The organism is Helicobacter salomonis (assembly GCF_900197775.1).
GTDB classification, from domain to species: Bacteria; Campylobacterota; Campylobacteria; order Campylobacterales; family Helicobacteraceae; genus Helicobacter; species Helicobacter salomonis.
The window spans coordinates 1-17,526 of record NZ_FZMA01000043.1 but is presented as its reverse complement, the minus strand read 5'-3'; the positions used below and the strand labels follow the sequence as shown (position 1 = coordinate 17,526).

The window sequence follows — 17,526 nt, the reverse complement described above, 5'->3', positions numbered from 1 at the left end:
TGATTGGCGATGTATTGTTTGATCACTTCCAAAGGCGCGCCTTCTGCGGAAGATATAGAGTATGAGTATTCAAAGAGCAGGCACTAACTATCCGCCTAGTCAAAGCTAGGGGTTTGGGGTGGGGGGGAAATAAAGAAGTGCTTAAGGATTGCATAAATTAGCCTGGGGATTGGGACATCAAAAATAGGGAACATAAGACTCTAAACAGAACAATCTTACTTGAAGCCACGACTCTCTGCTAAGGTTAAAATTCCCTAGCTTGAGCTTAGAGCATGTCAAAAGCCCCTATCAACGCCGACTTTTCTCACGCACCAGGTGCACTAATTCCAAAGCGTGTACACGAGGTAAATCTGCAATCATGCCATGCCCCAAGTTGAAAATAAAACCGGGGTCTTTGCCCATCACTTTCAAAATGCGCTCCACTCCCTGAATCATCGCCTCTTGGCTGTAAAGGCGCGCAGGCTCCAAATTCCCCTGCAAGACATAGCGATCCCCTAAAATCTCTTGTGCCATCTTTAAGGGTGTGCCCCAATCACAGCCAAATACCTCAAAATCTCCATTCAAATGCCCTAAATACGCCCCAACGCCCTTAGGGAAGATAATTAGGGGAACATTGGGGTGCTTGGCTTTAAGCGCGTGGGTGATCTGTTGGATATAGCTCCAGCCAAAGGTTAAATAGGCTTCTAACTCCAGCGCGCCCGCCCAAGAATCAAAGAGCATGAGCGCGTTTGCCCCCGCCTCTGCCTGCTTGGACAAATAGGCGATAAGTTCAGCGCTGAGTTTTTCCAACAAAGCGTGCAAAACCTGAGGTTGGCCATAGAGCAATTTTTTAGAGTGCTGATAGGTCTTGCTCCCCTGCCCTTCGATCATGTAGGTGGCTAAAGTCCAAGGCGCACCACTAAAACCGATCAAGGCCTTAGATTTATCCAACTGCGCACGCACATTAGCTATAATCTCATAGACATAACCTAATTGCTGGTGAGCCTGTGGTTTTAGGGCTTGGATGTCCTCTAGGTTGGTGATGGTGCGTGAGAATTTAGGGCCCATATTGGGGAGGAATTCTAGGGGTAACCCCATGGCGTGGGGCAGGAGTAAGATATCGCTAAAGAGAATGGCTGCGTCTACATCCAAAATTTCGATGGGCTGCAGGGTTACTTCTGTGGCTAGCTTAACATTAGCGCAAAGGTCTAAAAAATGCTTAGCCTGTCTGCGCACTTCTTGGTATTCGCTCAGGTAGCGCCCCGCTTGGCGCATCAGCCAAATGGGGGTGTAGGGGGTGGGTTTTCTAAAGCATGCGTCAATAAAAATCATATTCATCCTTTAAGTAGGGTTTAAGGTCGATTTTAGCGCGCATACACTCTACAATCTTGCCATGCAGGCGGGCATAGATACTAGCTAAATCGAGTTGGTGGTTGTAGAGGGCTAGAGTGGCTTCTAAGTTTTCTTGCAAGCCACGCATAAAAAATTCTTGCATGGCATGGTAGTCTTCTAACTCTACCCCCAAGGAAGCGAGTAGTCTATAAGTATAGGTATCAACCACCAGCACGGGGCGCAAACAAGCGTAATTTAAAATGCTGTCCGCACTCTCAAAACCAATCCCTTTCTGGACTAAGAGCCACTCTCGGTCTACTTCCACTTGAAAACTTGCGAAGGTCTTAAAATCCTCCAAAATGTGTTGGCTTAAGGCGATCAAATAATGCGCTTTTTGTTGGTAAAACCCGCTGGGTGTAATGAGTTTGGCTAGGTCTTCTTGAGAGATATGAGATAAATTGTGTAGGCTTCGATCGGGGTCTAAACTCAACATCTCTGTATTTTTAAGTTGATCCAAACTTTTTTGCACCTTTTCAAATCGGGCGCGTTGCGTAAGAATTGCCCCCACCACTACTTCAAAACTCCCCGCACTGGGCCACCACAGGGGTGGAGCGTTTTTAAGTAGGTTTAAAGCTTTTAGGGCTTTAAGAATGTGAAAGGCGCGATTCAAAGAAAGCGTACCAACACCATACCGCAAAAGGCATTGCCCTTGTAGACTTCCACGCGATAAATGCGCCCACTTGTGTCTACAGAAAAACGCGAGGCGAGATCGCGACGGGCAACTTTCACTCCTACTTCATTGGGTTTATCCCCCTCATTGGGTCGAGAAAATCCGATAATATTCACACGATACCCCTTTTTGGGGAGTACCTTGAAACTTCCCTTCACATTGACAATGCTCGCCAAAGCAATCTGTTGAGTTTTGTTGTCAATCTCTATGTGAATGTCTTTAAGGCTATAATCAAAGGGCATGTATTCGGGTACAAAACGAGTCATTAATTTGTTGCCATATTTGAGCCACACTTGATTTTTGCGAGGCAACAAACCCAAGATGTAGCTTTGCGAATCCAAAGGAATTTGATGGATTGACGCGTTTTTAGGGAAAGGGAAAAACCTCAAATGATCGCGCAATCCATAGAGAGGCAGAGTGGTGTTGCGGTTGAGGGTTACTTGAAGCGTGCGATCATTGATGAGGCGATAGATCGCTAGAGGGGTCAGAGTGAAGTCCTTGCTATAACGAATGCCTAATTCTTGTAACATGCCCTCTACAGCTAAGAGGTGGTAATAAACGCGCTGGGCTAGAGAGAGCTCCTTGCTGGCCTCATTGGCAAAAGCGGGTTTGTCATGTTTGATGGCAAAATAGGTCAAGGCTTTTTCCATCTCCTTATCGCCCCTGGCTGTGTGTGTGTTATGGATATGGTAACGATGCAAGGGTTTGAGCAAGTGGGTATTGATGTGTTGGGTGGTCTTCAAAGAAATATCCTTGAGGTCGCCAAAATTTACATGGGTCAAGGCATTTTGATCGATAATGAAAGAATTACCCCAACGCCTCGGATTGAGCAAGGCACTTTCATAGCGGGGGCGGTAGAACCCGCTTCCATCATGCAGGTGTAAGATTGCATTCACATCTGGGGTTGTGATGAGGTGTTTGATAGATTGGATGAGTGGATATTCTGGGTCATTAGGACTTAAATAGGCAAACTTGCGATTCAAGTCACCGTAAACTCCCCGATGGTTCAAAAGCATCGAATACTTGTTGAGCACGGGCACTACCCACACGGAACCCGATAAGATTTTATAATGTGTTAAGAAAATATTAGTGGTGTTGAACCCTCCGGGTTCATCGCCCTGAATGCCCCCCATGAGTAAAAGTGTAGGTCCTTTTTGATCCCCAATTTTCTTCACCACATGGACGGACTTTTCCGCCTGAGCCAAACATGGCAATACAAGCATCAAACATAGCAACAAAGGTCTCATAAGCGCTCTCTTGAATTAAGGTAAGGTTGCCATTATATCCAAAAAGCTGAGGGATCGCTCCACAAAAAAAGGAATAAAAAATGCTTGAAATATTCTATCTTGTTAGAAGGATGCGTTATGAGAGAAAAGATGTTAGAAGTATTCAAAAAGCACTTGGGTGCGATTGACCCCGCCGATCTGGGCATTTTAGACACTCAGCACAAGACTAGCAAAATCCAAAACTTTAATCGCGAGATCAAGGGTCTTAATGAGAGCATTGGGGCGTTGCAAACCTTGCAGATTGCCTGCCAAAAACTCCTCAAGTTAGAGTCAGATGCTCATGAAAGCATGCAAGAAGTAGTGCAGAAAGCGCGTTTTAAAGAGCAGGGCCTCTTTGGCATGTGCCTGCAGATTATTTTAGATTCCCAAGAGCCCTTGCAAATCCAAATACCCCACCCCTTGGAATTACTTGAATCAAAGGGCCTAGTGGCGATGCGCCAAAGCTTGGAGCAGGGGTTAGTGCAGATCAAAGACGCTCTGGCGTCGATTCAAGAGAGTGTGGCCAGCAAGCAGGTTTTCCAAAAACCCCCCACACTCAATACACCTCACTTCGACAAAGATGTTTTATCGAGTCTTATGAAGACTTCTTAAGGGACTGAAACCACTCATTGCTAAGGAGAGGATGGGTGGCATCCGCAGTCTTAGCGTGCGAATGTTGTTTTATTTAACCTAAAAAAACTTTAGTAGTCTCTGTTGCTTAAAGTCCGCATAATTAGAAGTGGCATAATTAGCAAAGGGGGTGATGGTGATCCCTCCGCGTGCGCTAAAGTGTGCTTGCACTTCTAGGTATTTGGGTTCTAAAAGGGCAACCAAATCGTTTAAAATCTTACCTACGCAATCCTCTCCAAAAACCCCCTCATTGCGGAAACTAAATAGATAGAGCTTGAGCGATTTGCTCTCTACCATTTTTAAATGCGCGATATAGGCGATACGCACACGCGCAAAATCAGGCTGGGCGGTGATGGGGCAGAGGCTGGTAAACTCTTGGCTCTCCAAGCAAGTAAAAATGTCCTGCCCCGGGTGGGGGTTGTCAAAGGCCTCCAGCAGGTGGGGGCTATAGGTGATAGGATAGCTTGTTTTACCCCCTAAATGACTCAAACTCTCAAGCATGCAAGACTTCAACACAACGCCCGCAAAGATCGTCTTGGGGGGCTAGGAAACGCCAACAACGCGGGCATTTTTCTAAAGAGGCGCGTGCTAAAACAAAATCGGGGGTTTCTAATAACATGCCCTCTGTATTGCCCTCCCATACGCCTACGGCGCTCACCATGAGCCACTCCACATAATGGGTAAATTCCAAATCCTGGGGGTTTTTAAAGTAAATTTGCACCTCTAGGGAGGTTTTAACCTGCTTGTCCTTTTTAAGTCCGTCTAGTGCCTCGCTAAAGCGCGCACGCAACTCTAAGGGGCGTTCAAATTGATCGAGCACGCTCTGGGCTTGCGTCCCTTCAAACAAGAAAGGCATTTTAAGATCAAAGACACCGCCCCCTGCTAGTGCTACTTCTTTAAATAGAGGGCTGGCATGTTCTAACACCTCCTCAATGGTATAGGTGAGAATGGGAGCGAGCGCAAAGCTCAAATGGTGTGCTAAATAGAGCATGGTTGTTTGAATCGCGCGCCTAGCAGGATCATTTTTGGCATCGCAATATAGGCTGTCTTTGCAGATATCCATGTAGATTCCGCTTAGATCATTGGCGATAAAGGCAAAGAGCTTTTGCAAGCCCTTGACAAAGTCGTATTCTTTAAAGTGTTCTTGCACTTGGGCAAAGACCTTTGAGCTGAGGGCTAAAATCCAGCGATCCACTAGGCCTAAATCTTGCAGAGGGGTTAAGCTCTCTAACCCAGCCGTGTTAGCCAGCAAAAAGCGCAGGGTGTTACGCACTTTTTTATATCCTTCAGCAGTTTGGGCAAAGAAAGCATGTGAAACGCTCAAATTATCTTGGTAATCATTCATCACCACCCACAGGCGCAAAATATCACTGCCATAAGTGTTGAGCACCTCATCTAAAGAAAAGACATTCCCCTTAGATTTGCTCATCTTATGCCCCTTAGCATCCACGGTGAAGCCATGTGTGAGCACGCCTTTAAAGGGCGCGCGGGAGTGCTTGATACAGCTCAAGAGTAGAGAGCTTTGAAACCATCCGCGGTGTTGATCGCTCCCTTCTAGCACTAAATCGCTAGGATAAACCCCCAAGCGTTCCTCGCACACCGCCTTAAAAGTGCTCCCACTATCAAACCACACATCTAAGATATGGGTGTTTTTCTCTAAATTAGGGGCTAGGTGCTTGAGCTGTGCTGGCAAAAGCTCCTCTACACTCTGCTCCCACCACGCATTACAACCCTTTTCTTTGAAGATGTTATAGATGTGCTTTAAGACCGCTTCCTCTAGTAGGGGCTCTTGGGTTTGTTTATCTAAGAAAAACGCCATAGGCACACCCCAGTTGCGCTGCCTGGATACACACCAATCGGGGCGTTGCTCTAGCATGGCTTTGAGGCGGTTTTTTCCCTGTTTGGGGTAAAAGGCGACATCCTCAATCGCCTCTAGGGCAACTTGGCGCAGGGTTTTATGACTGCCATCTTCTTGTAAAAAGGGCACATCCATCATGATAAACCACTGCGTGGTGGCGCGGTATAAAATGGGCTCATGCGTGCGCCAACAATGCGGGTAGGAGTGGGTAATAGTGCTATGGTGCAACACAGAATCGCCCAACAACTCGATGATTTTGGGCTGGATTTTGAGCACATGCTGGCCTAAAAACTCTTCAGGCAAGAGCTTCTTGCGCAAGATTTCCTCGTCGTAACGCCCATAATCATCTACGGGCACCAAAACTTCTAAATCATATCGCAAACACAAATGGTAGTCTTCTTCACCATGCCCGGGGGCGGTGTGCACCGCGCCACTCCCCTCCTCCAAGCTGACATGATCGCCTAAGAGCACCACCGAATCGCGTTGGTTTAAAGGATTGGTTGCTAAAGCCTTTTCTAACAACTCACTTTCAAAGCTCCCTACAATTTCCCCCTCTAAAATGCCTTTCTCCAGCAATTTTTGGGCTAGAGAAAGCGCGATGACATGCCCTTTGGAGGTAATTGCATAAGTGGTCTTAGGCTTAAGTGCGATTCCCACATTAGCTGCTAGAGTCCAGGGGGTGGTGGTCCAGATCACAAGGGCAAATTCTTGAGGACACTCCTGCGTGCTAAAATGCGCCTCTTGGGCGAGTTTTTGCGCGCTGGCAGGCTGGAGGGGGAAACTCACAAAGATCGAATCGGATTGTTTTTCTTTATATTCCACCTCCGCTTCAGCCAGCGCACTTTGGCACGCCCAACTCCAATAGACGGGCTTAAAGCGTTGCTTGAGCAAGCCCTTTTGGGCGGCAATGCAGAGCATTTCATAGATGCTGGCCTCAAACTCGTACTTATAAGTTTCATAGGGCTTTTCATAGTCTCCCACCACACCCAAGCGCAAAAATTCTTCTCTTTGCACCCCGATGAATTTTTGGGCATGCTGGTAGCAACGATCCCGAAACTCTAGGGCGTTGAGAGTGTGGCGTTGCTCTGGGGGTAGTCTGTGCTGGGAGTCCTTAAAATCTTTTTCGACTTGTTGCTCGATGGGCAAGCCATGGCAATCCCACCCGGGGACATAATCGACTTTCTTGCCTAGAAAATACTGGTGTTTGACGATCACATCTTTTAAGATTTTATTGAGTGCGTGCCCGATATGTAGGTGTCCATTAGCATAGGGGGGGCCATCATGCAAGATAAAACCTTCTGAAGCGTCCTGGCGTTTGTCTAACATGTGGGCATACACCGCTTGCTCACGCCAGCGCGCGTAGAGCTTAGGAGCATTAGCAATGGCATTAGCTTTCATGGGGAAAGAAGTTTGGGGGAGGATGAGGCTGTCTTTATAATCTTGCATCAAAAACCTTTCTATTGGGATTTATTCTAATTCTTGCACAAACAAATGGCTTTGGGCTTTAGGAATGGTTTTAAGCGTGGGGATGGCTAACACGCGGTAAGACCTGGAGCGATCCAAATAGGTGAGCTGGATCACATCGCCCACCTTGACCTCTTTACTAGGTTTGATAGGTGCTCCATTCAAGCGCACCACACCCTCTTTAAGCATATCCAAAGCGATTGCGCGTCTTTTGGTAATATTAGTAGCATTTAAAAATTTGTCAATACGCATGCGTCATTATAGCATTTTATGCCTAAATTTGGAATAAGAGTATAGAGACTTTTGGAAGTTTAAAATGTTAATAGATTTTAGTCGCGCTTCAATGAAAGCTCTGGGGTCTTAAAACTTCTTACTATTGGCTTCATCTAAAATATTCTGGGCAATCCTTTGCACATTTTCGCTGATTGTAGAGGAAGTGGTGGCAATCTTCGTGTTGTGCACCATGGTCTGTTCTAGGGCTTCCATGGCGGTGTTAATCTGGGTGATGCCATGGGTTTGTGCTTCAATGGCATTGGCAACTTCATTGATAGACTGTGTGAGTGCAGAGGTATTGGATTCGATCTCTTCTAACGATTTCTGGGTGCGCTCAGCCAGTTTACGCACTTCATCGGCCACCACAGCAAAGCCCCGCCCGTGCTCGCCCGCCCGTGCGGCCTCAATAGCTGCATTGAGTGCGAGTAAACTGATTTGATCGGCAATTTCATTAATGATGAGCACCATGTTTTTAATCCCCTCAGATTGCTCCATCACCTCCTGACTCTTATGATTGATATTATGCATGGAATCGGCAATTTTATCCAACGCGCTTGTGGTTTGTTCTAAGGATTTGATCTGTTGTTGTGATGCGTCTTGAAGACTGTGGGTACTCTCGTTGAGATGATGGGTTTCTTGATAGAGCGCATGAGCCACATCTAAAGAGTGTTTCAGTGATTTTACAATGCTCGCTTGCAAAGTATTGATGTTATTGGCCAGTTGCAAAAAGCCACCTTGTAAATGGGCCGTACTCATGCTTTCTCTAAAATCGTTGTTGGAATAAGTTTCGATAGTGTTGGAAATATTGCAAAAAATCGTTCTCAAAAAGTTAGAAAAATCGTTGAGATTGATGCCTAGGTGTTGGAGTTCTGGATTGATGGCACGCGAGTGGATATTGCGCGTGAAATCTCCCGTACGTGCACCATCCAAGACCACCAGCGCCTCCTTGGAGAGGGCCTGATCGGCTTGTAGGTGCTGCACAGCTTCTTGGATATTATGATTGAGTGCATATGCCATCTCGCCTAGTTCATCTCTTGAGCGCAGGGCAATCGCCTCGGGCACATTAGCGTCCTTATAGTTGACAAAGGCAAAAAAATCCTTAAGGCCCTTGTTTAGCGCACGGATACCTCCGGTGATCTTGCGGTAAAAAAGATAGTAGAGAGGAACCACTACGGTGAGTAAAAAGAGCAACACAATAGCCACATAGAGGTAAAATTTATCATTAAGACCGCGGCTGATTTGCCCCGTAATCATCCGCGTGCGTTGCGACACATTATCCATATACACGCCTCCACCCACCCACCAATTGGGCATGCCTTCGATTTTTTGCGCATAGGAAATTTTTTGGGTGTAGCGTGCATTGCCATCGGGAAGAGGCTTAGGTGAGACATAGTACACAAAACCACCCCCAGCCATAGCGATTTCGTAGAGCTTTTTGATATAGGGTACACCATTTTTGTCTTTAATATTTTCCATGCTAACACCTATACGGTATTTGGGATTAGCAGTATAAACGGGGCTATACTTGTCATAGACAAAGAAATACCCCGACTTATCTTGTTCAAAACGAAAACCCTTGAGCATGTTGATAGCCATTTGTTTTTTAGCTTCTAATGTGGGAGCATCTTGAGTAGCGCGAGAGATGTGAAAACTTGTAGCATCTATAGACAATTTGAGCTTTTCTCCTAGCATGCGTTGTAAGTCAGTATCGATGAGTTTATTGACACGACCCAGTGTTTCTTGATTATTTTGCATAAAGAGGAGTAAGATGGTAACTATCAATACGATTGTCAGTAACCATAGGGCGATGATCTGTCTTCCTAAGGAAAAGGAGTGTTTAGGAGCGTTATTTTCAGAGTTTATGTCCACGGGGTGTGGAGAGATTCTTTCATTCTGCTTCATCAAAATGCCTTCATCAGCGTTGTTCATGCGATCATGCCAAGTGGAGTCCCAAACACCACTCAGGTCTCCTTGATCGATATTACCCACAGCAAGGCGCGTTTAGCACCTCAACTCATTTCCCACAGGTCCCTACACATCAATCCCTAAGAGCGTAGCCTGGCACACCACCTGCCCTATGCCATGCATGCGTTATTGTAGTACTAAAATACTTACGCCTTACGCTCTAAAGCCCCTAACTTTAGCCATGGGGAGCATGTCAAAATCGCAAGAGCATTTGGATTTAAACCTTAAACACGCTCAAGAAGTCATTCAAATCGATAGTTTGTTTATTGAGTTCATGAGAGGATTTTTGCATGGAGTCGTTGATCTTGAGTAAATCCTGCACACATGAGGCGATTTTATCTCCATTTTCAATGACACTTGCAGTATGCTCGTTTATTCTATTAATATTGTTCAGATTCATGAGAGACTGGTCCACTACATTGGTGATGGTGCTAGAGAGATGGTTTACATGATCTTGCATTTGACTTGAGCGTTGGACTAAGGTCTGCATCAATATGAGATTATCTTTTCTCTCTTGATTGATCTTAGCAATGGATTCTAGGATATGCTTTACAATGGATTCGCTCTCTGTGATATTGCGTTGAGTTCTCTCAGCTAAAGCTCTCACTTCGTCAGCAACCACAGCAAAACCCCGCCCATGCTCACCCGCGCGTGCGGCTTCAATGGCCGCATTGAGCGCCAGCAGGTTCGTCTGCTTGGCTATGTCTGTGATCGCATCTAGGACACTTTGTATATTTTGCGCCTCTGTGGATAAAGACTGCATTTTCACAACATTATTCTCTTCATTGGCCATATTACCTTGGACATGCTCATCGATCACAGCCACCGCCGCTTTAGTGTCAGACACATTCTTTAACACGCCCTCCAGAAGCTCCTTAGTAGAAATAGACACCGCCATACTCGAATCCAATATTTGTCGGCTAGAATGACTTAGATCTGTGTTGTGATGGCTGATTTGTTCAATTTGTTTAGAATTTAAATCCAAGTCAAGAGAAATGGTGCTTAAAGACTTAGAGATGGCCGTATTATTTTGCACCTCCTTGAAGATTCTTTGCAAAGTGTCTCGCATGTATTCTATGAAGACATTTACGGACTTGGTCATCAAACCTATTTCATCATTGGCGGTAATAGTAATCTTATCAGTGAAAGTTTTATTGTCTACGATGTGCCCTAGTGCCTTATTGACTTTTTGCAATCTCCTGAAAATATTGCGCACTACTAAGAAGGATAATACTGTCGTGACAATAATTAGTAATGCCTCGCAGATTACTAGAAACACAAAATAATGGGTGTATTCTGTGATTTCAATGGCAGTGAGCTTTGCAACATTAGCACTGATACCATCCTCAACCTGTTTCAGTAAATCAATTTTCTTGGTGATAGTGTTAAACCAAACCGAAGGCTCAATACCAAAACCTCCTACGAGATATTTTTCCATCAATCTTTGACGCATCGTCTCCACATTCTTAAAACTTGGATCTTTGGAAACACGATGGAATAGCGCCACGCTCTGCGCGTCCCCAAAGGACAAGAAAAATTTTTCAAAGACTCCTTGCTTGGCTAATAGAGCGATGAAGTGAGCGTATTGGGGATCAGCGGGGGCATTTGCGATAAAAATTCGATTAGCCGTGGCCCGCTCCAGTCCGGACATCTCCTTAGCGTAAAGAAAATTAATATAACTCATCATTTCATCAGAGATGTGGGCATTAGGGATTATTTTAATGGATTGTAAGACGGTATCAAGGAATATATCAATGATCTGTGTGAAGTATGTAACCGCGCTATCCACAATCGCCTTTTTATCCCTAGATTCCATGGCACTGCGCACTTGGGGCAATTTGGCTAAAAGATTAAGTCCCTTTTGCAAAACATGTGTGTAACCAGAATTTAGATGCACAGTAGAGTTTAGAAATTCTGTAAGCTGTTTTAGTCTTGTATCTGTGTATCGTCTTTGCTCTTGTAACTCTCTAGCAAATTGCACTCCCCCACTAGACAAGAAACCCGCACTCATCCCTCGCTCTTTTTGCATCTCATGCACCAATAAGGATAGGTATTTAGACACCTCAATTTGGCGCGCCAAATCCTTATTGCGCACCAAGAAACTATAAGTGTTGCGCAACTGCCAGAACATGAAGAGCAGAAGGGCAATCATAGGAATAGAGATTATCAATACAATCTTGCTTTGCAGCTTTAAACTATTTAACAAGCCCAACAAAGACTCCTAACAAAGACGCCATTTTAGATTAGAAAAGGCAAAATAGAGTAAATGTAAAGCTGCTACAAAATAAAAATTCTAGTTGCTAGCCCATCTCTTAATACAAGAGAGATTTCGCACAGAGATTGCGTTCCAAGACATTCCTCAATGCGATGCGTTTATGTTAGTTAGGAAGCTCCTCCCTTTAGGGAGGGGCAGTTCACGAAATATTCATACACCTGCCAAACGGACATTATGTTGTTCTAGGGCATGTCTAAAAGTCTTTGTTTTACTACTAGAGAGATAGAGCGAATAGGTTTTGTTGTATGTCTATTCGAGCATAATCTAATACCACCACCGCTTTCAACCAAATGGGATTTTCTACCATGTCAGAGCTAGAGCTCATACAATCAACCCTTAGTCTGCGCAAACACCCATAGACTGACTACACTTTAAACATCTTTCTTAAACATGCCACCCCCTAAAACAAATCCCGCAACCAATCCCAAAAGCCTTTTTCCATAGGTTCAGCGGGTTCCACAGGTTTAGCGGGTTTTTTCCCCGTGATATAATACACAAGGTAACAAGATTCGTAATCACCCATCGTGCAAGCTTTATTGAAATATTTTAAGGCTTTTTGTGTGTCTCGATCCCAATTGTAGGCTTCATAGCCTAGTTCATAACAAGCCGTCCCATACCCCATATCCGCGGATTTTTGGAGGTATTCATGGATGCTGTCGCGATTGTGTATAAACCTCGTCAAACGATAATAAGCAATCGCATAATCTAGATCTGCTGCCTCTCGGTAATATTCCTCTGCTTTTTCTTCATACTCCCATGCGCTTTGAAACTTTTTGCTTTCGCGCGCTTCTTCTTTTTTCTGATTATAAAACTCGCCTAGCTCAAAATACCCCCTAGGATCCCCCATCTCCATCACCTTTTTAAAGTAAGCAACGGATTTTTGAGGATCGTTGTAAAAGTCAGGCACCTTATATTGTAGCTGTCCTGCATACAATCTCCCCAAAAAGACATAGGCTTGCACATTCCCCTCTTTGCCTTCCTTTTCCCAGATTTGGCAGGCTTTTTGAAGATATTGTTGGGCTTTTGTTTTATCTTCTAAGACCCCATGTCCCCAAAAATACATATACCCTAGCCCAAAAAACCCTAACCCGTCGCCCATGTCTGCAGCCTTTTGGAAGTATTGGAGCGCTTCTTTGTATTTGACACGATCCTTTCGATATATCTCTCTTCTATCCGGAACTATAAAGCCTGCATAATCCCACCAATTGACATCGAGCATGCCCAAACCGCTAAACCCCCGTCTATCTCCCATTTTTGCCAGTTTAGAAAAATAGATCTTAGCTGTGTGTGCGTCCTCATATTCCCAAGCCCTTATGGCGTGGGCAAAGTAAGTATCCGCATCGCTGGCATGCATTACCCCTAAGCAACACATCCAAAGTAGTATAATCTTTAACATGCTTGCAAGTCTAGCCACCCCAACCTCAATCACCATCATAGCTTCTTCCTCGCGCTTCATCGCAAGAGCCCGAGTCGCCCAAATCACAAGCCTTCCAGTAATAATCCACGGCCTTGTCATAATCTTTTGGGACACCCTCGCCCCGTTTATACATATCTCCCAAACTAGTATTAGCGTCCATACTTCCTAATTCTGCTGCCTTTTTAAGATACTTCAGGGCTTTGGGGATATTTCTTACAGAAGCAGGCAGATTCCAAGTCATTCGAGTGCCATGATCTCTGTAAGCATTCCCTAAAGCCTCATAAGCATCAGCCTTGCTATGGTAAGCTTTTTGGTAATACTCTAGGGCTTTTTGATCATCTTGGGGGACACCCTCCCCTATCAAATACATGTCCGCTATGGCAAGATACCCATCTCTTGCTTCGAAAATCTCCCCAATTTCATGTTTATGACCACTCTCTCCAGCTTTTTGGTAGTATTCTATAGCCTTTTGTGCATCCTTGGACACATCCCTACCAGACCTATACATGCCCCCCAAGATGATACACGCCTCAACATTGCCCATTAGTGCAGATTGTTTGTAATACTGGAGAGCTTTTTTAATATCCTTTGGCGCACAGTTGCCAAAGTCATACGTAGAGCCTAACTCCAAATACGCCTTAGAATTGCCCATTTTCCCAGCTTTGTGGTAGTATTCTAGGGCTTTTGGGAGATTCTTAGCGACCATAAAATCACCACTTTTAAAGCCACACTCATAAAAACCTGCCAATTTTACATACGCTCCCACATTCCCCATTTTGGCAGCTTTTTGGTAATACTGGAAGGCTTTTTTAAGATCGCTTTCCACGCCTGTGCCACCAAAATAATACACATCTCCCAAGCCCTTATACCCTCTAGCATCCCCCTCTTTAGCCAGTTTGCTAAAATACTCCAAAGCCTTTAGCATGGTTGTAGAATAGAGATTATCCTTTGCGATGGCGTAATCTCTATCCCGATCGCTTCGAGCATGCACACTTACTAACACCAGCGCACTCACTAGCACCGCTTTAATCACATTAACCATACCTGCACTCCTTTAATGCTTGGTTTTAGAGTTAGGATTATCGCCTGTTTAAGGTGTTCAGCCTTAGCGCAATCCTCATGGATAGCCCACCTCCAATCTATTTTACAGGCTTTTTGGTAGTAATAAAGTGCCTTTTTCAAGTTCTTAGTTACCCCTCTGCCATATTCGTAGGCTTCTGCTTGGATGGAGAATTTGAGGTGATTAGTATCATTACAATTAGCGTGAAACTCTTCGCGATCCAATGCGCAGGCTGTTGTGTAGAGCATGCAAGAGATCACAAGAGCAAGCCCAAAGAAACCCTGAGACAAATCTCTACCCCTTCTAACGCATTCTCTAAAGCCCTCGCAGCGCTTGAGCAACAAACAACCAAACGAGCTTGCGAGTGGTTTGCGCCAGCAAATGGTTAGTTTATAAATCAACCATTACCCTTCAGGTATCGCTCGCAAGCTCACTATGGTTAGTTTGTGTTCTACGGAGCTATATCTTGTGAGTTTATAAACTCTCCTTAGGGGTGTCTATTTAATAAAACACCATTTTAAAAAAGAGAAACCACAAAACAAATATCGCCACCAAACAGCGCAAAAACCAATGCGCGTTTCTAATGGGATAAGTGCAAAGCATGCAAAAAAGTAAAATGCCATAGTACATCAACGTGGCCTTTAACATGAATGCATCCCACTTATACAACTTAAGCAAGGTAAGAGTAATAGTGATTAAAAGTGGAATGGGAAAAAGCCACCATTTTTTATCACCAATATATGCCCAAAGGATGAGAGCTCCTACACTAAATGTGATTGCTCCCATGTATCTTGGAGGAGGGGGAGAGGGAAAATAACATAGCACAAATCCTAAAGCAATAAGCCCTAAAGAGATGCGTTTATTAGGGCATAACGCTAAAATGACAGAACCCATCTTAAGGCACATTGTGAATAAAACTATATCAATTCCCCGTGCGCGTAAATCATCGTGAATAAAAACGATGTAAAACGCGATTAAGGCAAACAAAAAAATATTGGCGGCATGTAAAGTTTGTTTTATGGCTTGTTTATCAAACAGCTTATCCATTAAAATCCTTGGTGAGTTTGGAAATGGGCGACTGGTAGTAGTATAAAGTATTTTTTAGATTGTTGCTAGACAATAATCTTCATTTAGGACATGCCAACTCACTCTAAATTAACACCCCAAGATGAATTGGAACAAATGATGCTTAATGGCACCAAAAATCGTTACCATTTTTTACTATTAGCGAAATTATGTAGAAGATTGCGCAAGGTATCCTCAACAAGACCAATAGCAAGAAATTTTAAGGAGCATTTATGGCTAAAAAACCCATAGACTATGACAATCTTCCCCTGAGAATTTGACATACTCCCCATAGCTAAAGCTAAGGATTTTACGCGCAATTTGGACAAAATACCCTTAAAACTTTAAGAAGTTTCATGGATTTCTCCACCCTCGCTGAAGAGCCCCTCAAAAATGCCATCAGAGAACGCTATTTTAAAGAGTTTATTTGCAGTGGAGATCAAATCGATTTCCACATTTACGCCCCTAAAAAGCAACTCCCCAGACCCCTACTTTGGGCGGAGGCAAAAGCAGGGGTCTACGATCCAAAAAGGCACTCACCCAATTAGTCTTAACTTTATTGCAACGCCCCCGAGCACGCCTAGCCCCTTTTTTAGGCGCGTTTGATGCTGTGCGCTTCAATGTGGTCGCCACAGATAAGCTAGAACCGCTTTGAAAAGAATTAGGGGGCAAGACCTACACCCTTGCTCCTAGCAACACCCGCTCTAAAGAGTTTAAAGAAGTGGAGGCGCGCTTAAGCCCGCTCCTAGAGGCGCATTTAAGGAGCTTTACATACGCTACAGAGGAAACCGAGTTTCAAAACTTTATCCAGTCCTTGCATTCTATTCCCAGCCTTGTTACGCCCATAGACACGCTGAATTTTAAGGAGATTTTTAGAAAAAAATGGCGCAAACAGGTCAAGCCCTCCATCAGCATTGCATGGGACAAAATGGCAAAAGCAGAGATTTTAGATGTAGATTTTTACTTAGCCGATCTTCTTAGCGACAAGAACCAAACCATTTTAGAGCTAAATACCCGCTTAGTGGGCGATCATTACGAGTTCAATAGAGAAATTAAAGAGGGCTTGATATACATCACGCGGGCGGATTTTAAAAATAACCAACAAGCGCACACAGAGTTTTGGAAGGTTTACCAACGCCCGCCTGCCCCCATTTACCAAGACTTCATTTTGGAAAGACGCGACCTTTTAGTCGGAAAAGAGGTGTGGGAATACAAGGGGGCGTTTACACTCCCAAGATATGGGCGCAGAAATCCAAGAGGTATTTAGAAAGGATTTTAGGCGACAAGTACGAAAACGACTATACTATTTGGGACTTGGCAGCGGGCACGGGCAATTTATTAGTGGGGTTTGTCAACCCGAGCAATGTTTATGCCAGCACCCTAGATAAAAACGATGTAGAGATCATGAAAGCAAGAGCGAGCAAAGTGCAGTTAGCCCTTTTGATCGAAAATATCTTCCAATTTGATTTTTTTTGCAAGACCCTCTGAGTAAATTGCCCCAGAGTTTACAAGCCATCCTAAAAGATTCCAAACAACGCTCCAAGCTGATCATTTACATCAATCCGCCCTATGCAGAGGCAGGAAGCAAAACCCAAATTTCTAAAACGGGCACAAACAAGGCCAAAGTAGCGCTCTCAAAAACCGCAAGCGATTATGCCAAGGAATTAGGCAAGGCTAAAAACGAACTTTTTGCGCAATTTTTCATGCGCATTATCCAAGAGATCGCCCCCCTAGAAGCAAAACCCCAATCAAAAGAAGTCTCGCTTGCAGGGGAGAAGCCCCCAGTTTTTGTCTCGAGCAAGATTGTGAGCCCCAACAGAGAGAATCACAGGGCAAGTTCGGAGATTCTATTAAGTCTCTTAAACCCTCGCAAGGGCGCATTGGCACGCCCTCACTTGAGCCTATCGGTCCCATTTTATCCAGTTTCTCTAAGCTTAAATACCTAAACTCTAGCAATTTTAAGGATTTGCGCACCCACTTTAACGCCCAATTTTTGGATGGGGCTACTTATCGTGGTGGTGTCGGGGTTATAGCATGGGGTTACTTCATTGTAGCGTTATCCGTGCTAAGCGAGGCTATTCTAGCCCCGCACCGGTATCCAGGTTTTTCTTATGTTTGTTTTCCCTACCCCTTTCTATTTTAGAATAATGCTTTTGCTCCAGAGCATGGGGTTACTTCATTGTAGCGGTGCTGGGGTTTTGTGAGCATTATGG

17 protein-coding genes are annotated in these 17,526 nt (G+C 44.5%); 5 read left to right on the top strand and 12 right to left on the bottom strand.

Going from position 1 to position 17,526, the window contains the following annotated elements; genetic code table 11:
* Nucleotides 1-288: 288 nt before the first annotated feature.
* From hemE to C6H04_RS06720, 3 genes are read right to left on the bottom strand one after another with little or no spacing between them, the layout of a single operon-like run.
* Nucleotides 289-1,311 (bottom strand): uroporphyrinogen decarboxylase, encoded by a 1,023-nt coding sequence (gene hemE, locus C6H04_RS06730; RefSeq protein WP_104732707.1) that lies wholly within the window; start codon nucleotides 1,309-1,311, stop codon nucleotides 289-291.
* Nucleotides 1,298-1,981, bottom strand: a complete 684-nt coding sequence (locus C6H04_RS06725) for a 3-methyladenine DNA glycosylase (protein WP_104732706.1) — start codon at nucleotides 1,979-1,981, stop codon at nucleotides 1,298-1,300. Before C6H04_RS06725 ends, hemE begins: the two co-directional genes overlap by 14 nt.
* Nucleotides 1,978-3,288, bottom strand: coding sequence for a M99 family carboxypeptidase catalytic domain-containing protein (locus C6H04_RS06720; protein WP_104732705.1), 1,311 nt, complete (start codon nucleotides 3,286-3,288; stop codon nucleotides 1,978-1,980). Before C6H04_RS06720 ends, C6H04_RS06725 begins: the two co-directional genes overlap by 4 nt.
* Nucleotides 3,289-3,405: 117 nt before the next feature.
* On the opposite strand from C6H04_RS06720, the gene C6H04_RS06715 reads away from it, so the two are divergent.
* A complete protein-coding gene (locus tag C6H04_RS06715; protein ID WP_104732704.1) occupies nucleotides 3,406-3,918 on the top strand; it encodes a flagellar FLiS export co-chaperone in 513 nt (170 codons plus the stop codon).
* Nucleotides 3,919-3,996: 78 nt separating this feature from the next.
* On the opposite strand, the gene queF is transcribed toward C6H04_RS06715, so the two are convergent.
* The 9 genes from queF to C6H04_RS06670 all read right to left on the bottom strand — a co-directional run bounded on the left by queF (nucleotide 3,997) and on the right by C6H04_RS06670 (nucleotide 15,295).
* Nucleotides 3,997-4,437, bottom strand: a complete 441-nt coding sequence (gene queF, locus C6H04_RS06710; protein ID WP_104732703.1) for a preQ(1) synthase — start codon at nucleotides 4,435-4,437, stop codon at nucleotides 3,997-3,999.
* Nucleotides 4,430-7,240 (bottom strand): isoleucine--tRNA ligase, encoded by a 2,811-nt coding sequence (gene ileS / locus C6H04_RS06705; RefSeq protein WP_104732702.1) that lies wholly within the window; start codon nucleotides 7,238-7,240, stop codon nucleotides 4,430-4,432. Before ileS ends, queF begins: the two co-directional genes overlap by 8 nt.
* A 21-nt stretch (nucleotides 7,241-7,261) precedes the next feature.
* Nucleotides 7,262-7,510: an RNA-binding S4 domain-containing protein gene (locus C6H04_RS06700; RefSeq protein ID WP_104695666.1), complete on the bottom strand. Its 249-nt coding sequence runs from the start codon at nucleotides 7,508-7,510 to the stop codon at nucleotides 7,262-7,264.
* A gap of 108 nt (nucleotides 7,511-7,618) precedes the next feature.
* Nucleotides 7,619-9,433, bottom strand: coding sequence for a methyl-accepting chemotaxis protein (locus tag C6H04_RS06695; RefSeq protein WP_104732701.1), 1,815 nt, complete (start codon nucleotides 9,431-9,433; stop codon nucleotides 7,619-7,621).
* 280 nt (nucleotides 9,434-9,713) lie between these two features.
* Nucleotides 9,714-11,708, bottom strand: coding sequence for a methyl-accepting chemotaxis protein (locus C6H04_RS06690; RefSeq protein WP_233711879.1), 1,995 nt, complete (start codon nucleotides 11,706-11,708; stop codon nucleotides 9,714-9,716).
* 463 nt (nucleotides 11,709-12,171) lie between these two features.
* Nucleotides 12,172-13,203, bottom strand: a complete 1,032-nt coding sequence (locus C6H04_RS06685; RefSeq protein ID WP_104732708.1) for a tetratricopeptide repeat protein — start codon at nucleotides 13,201-13,203, stop codon at nucleotides 12,172-12,174.
* Entirely contained in the window at nucleotides 13,193-14,230 is a 1,038-nt protein-coding gene (locus tag C6H04_RS06680; RefSeq protein ID WP_104732700.1) for an SEL1-like repeat protein, read from the bottom strand. The genes C6H04_RS06685 and C6H04_RS06680 overlap by 11 nt, the downstream gene beginning before the upstream one ends.
* On the bottom strand, nucleotides 14,218-14,538 hold the full coding sequence (locus tag C6H04_RS06675) for an SEL1-like repeat protein (protein WP_158653827.1): 321 nt from the start codon (nucleotides 14,536-14,538) through the stop codon (nucleotides 14,218-14,220). The genes C6H04_RS06680 and C6H04_RS06675 overlap by 13 nt, the downstream gene beginning before the upstream one ends.
* Nucleotides 14,539-14,749: 211 nt before the next feature.
* Nucleotides 14,750-15,295, bottom strand: a complete 546-nt coding sequence (locus C6H04_RS06670) for a hypothetical protein (RefSeq protein WP_104732698.1) — start codon at nucleotides 15,293-15,295, stop codon at nucleotides 14,750-14,752.
* A 374-nt stretch (nucleotides 15,296-15,669) separates the two neighbouring features.
* Here C6H04_RS06670 and C6H04_RS06660 point away from each other — a divergent pair, with 374 nt between their 5' ends.
* The 4 genes from C6H04_RS06660 to C6H04_RS06650 all read left to right on the top strand — a co-directional run bounded on the left by C6H04_RS06660 (nucleotide 15,670) and on the right by C6H04_RS06650 (nucleotide 17,259).
* On the top strand, nucleotides 15,670-15,861 hold the full coding sequence (locus C6H04_RS06660; RefSeq protein ID WP_104732697.1) for a hypothetical protein: 192 nt from the start codon (nucleotides 15,670-15,672) through the stop codon (nucleotides 15,859-15,861).
* Between the two features lie 173 nt (nucleotides 15,862-16,034).
* Nucleotides 16,035-16,580: a hypothetical protein gene (locus C6H04_RS06655; protein WP_104732696.1), complete on the top strand. Its 546-nt coding sequence runs from the start codon at nucleotides 16,035-16,037 to the stop codon at nucleotides 16,578-16,580.
* Nucleotides 16,517-16,801 carry a hypothetical protein gene (locus C6H04_RS07950; RefSeq protein WP_158653826.1) on the top strand — a complete coding sequence of 95 codons (285 nt, stop codon included), beginning with the start codon at nucleotides 16,517-16,519 and terminating at the stop codon, nucleotides 16,799-16,801. Before C6H04_RS06655 ends, C6H04_RS07950 begins: the two co-directional genes overlap by 64 nt.
* On the top strand, nucleotides 16,786-17,259 hold the full coding sequence (locus C6H04_RS06650) for a hypothetical protein (protein WP_104732695.1): 474 nt from the start codon (nucleotides 16,786-16,788) through the stop codon (nucleotides 17,257-17,259). Before C6H04_RS07950 ends, C6H04_RS06650 begins: the two co-directional genes overlap by 16 nt.
* Nucleotides 17,260-17,526 lie beyond the last annotated feature (267 nt).

Excerpts from the sequence above, each read along its gene's own strand:
- hemE (WP_104732707.1), bottom strand. The coding sequence starts at position 1,311 with ATGATTTTTATTGACGCATGCTTTAGAAAACCCACCCCCTACACCCCC.
- C6H04_RS06720 (WP_104732705.1), bottom strand. The coding sequence starts at position 3,288 with ATGAGACCTTTGTTGCTATGTTTGATGCTTGTATTGCCATGTTTGGCT.
- C6H04_RS06715 (WP_104732704.1), top strand. The coding sequence starts at position 3,406 with ATGAGAGAAAAGATGTTAGAAGTATTCAAAAAGCACTTGGGTGCGATT.
- queF (WP_104732703.1), bottom strand. The coding sequence starts at position 4,437 with ATGCTTGAGAGTTTGAGTCATTTAGGGGGTAAAACAAGCTATCCTATC.
- ileS (WP_104732702.1), bottom strand. The coding sequence starts at position 7,240 with ATGCAAGATTATAAAGACAGCCTCATCCTCCCCCAAACTTCTTTCCCC.
- C6H04_RS06700 (WP_104695666.1), bottom strand. The coding sequence starts at position 7,510 with ATGCGTATTGACAAATTTTTAAATGCTACTAATATTACCAAAAGACGC.
- C6H04_RS06695 (WP_104732701.1), bottom strand. The coding sequence starts at position 9,433 with ATGAAGCAGAATGAAAGAATCTCTCCACACCCCGTGGACATAAACTCT.
- C6H04_RS06685 (WP_104732708.1), bottom strand. The coding sequence starts at position 13,203 with ATGGTGATTGAGGTTGGGGTGGCTAGACTTGCAAGCATGTTAAAGATT.
- C6H04_RS06680 (WP_104732700.1), bottom strand. The coding sequence starts at position 14,230 with ATGGTTAATGTGATTAAAGCGGTGCTAGTGAGTGCGCTGGTGTTAGTA.
- C6H04_RS06670 (WP_104732698.1), bottom strand. The coding sequence starts at position 15,295 with ATGGATAAGCTGTTTGATAAACAAGCCATAAAACAAACTTTACATGCC.
- C6H04_RS06660 (WP_104732697.1), top strand. The coding sequence starts at position 15,670 with ATGGATTTCTCCACCCTCGCTGAAGAGCCCCTCAAAAATGCCATCAGA.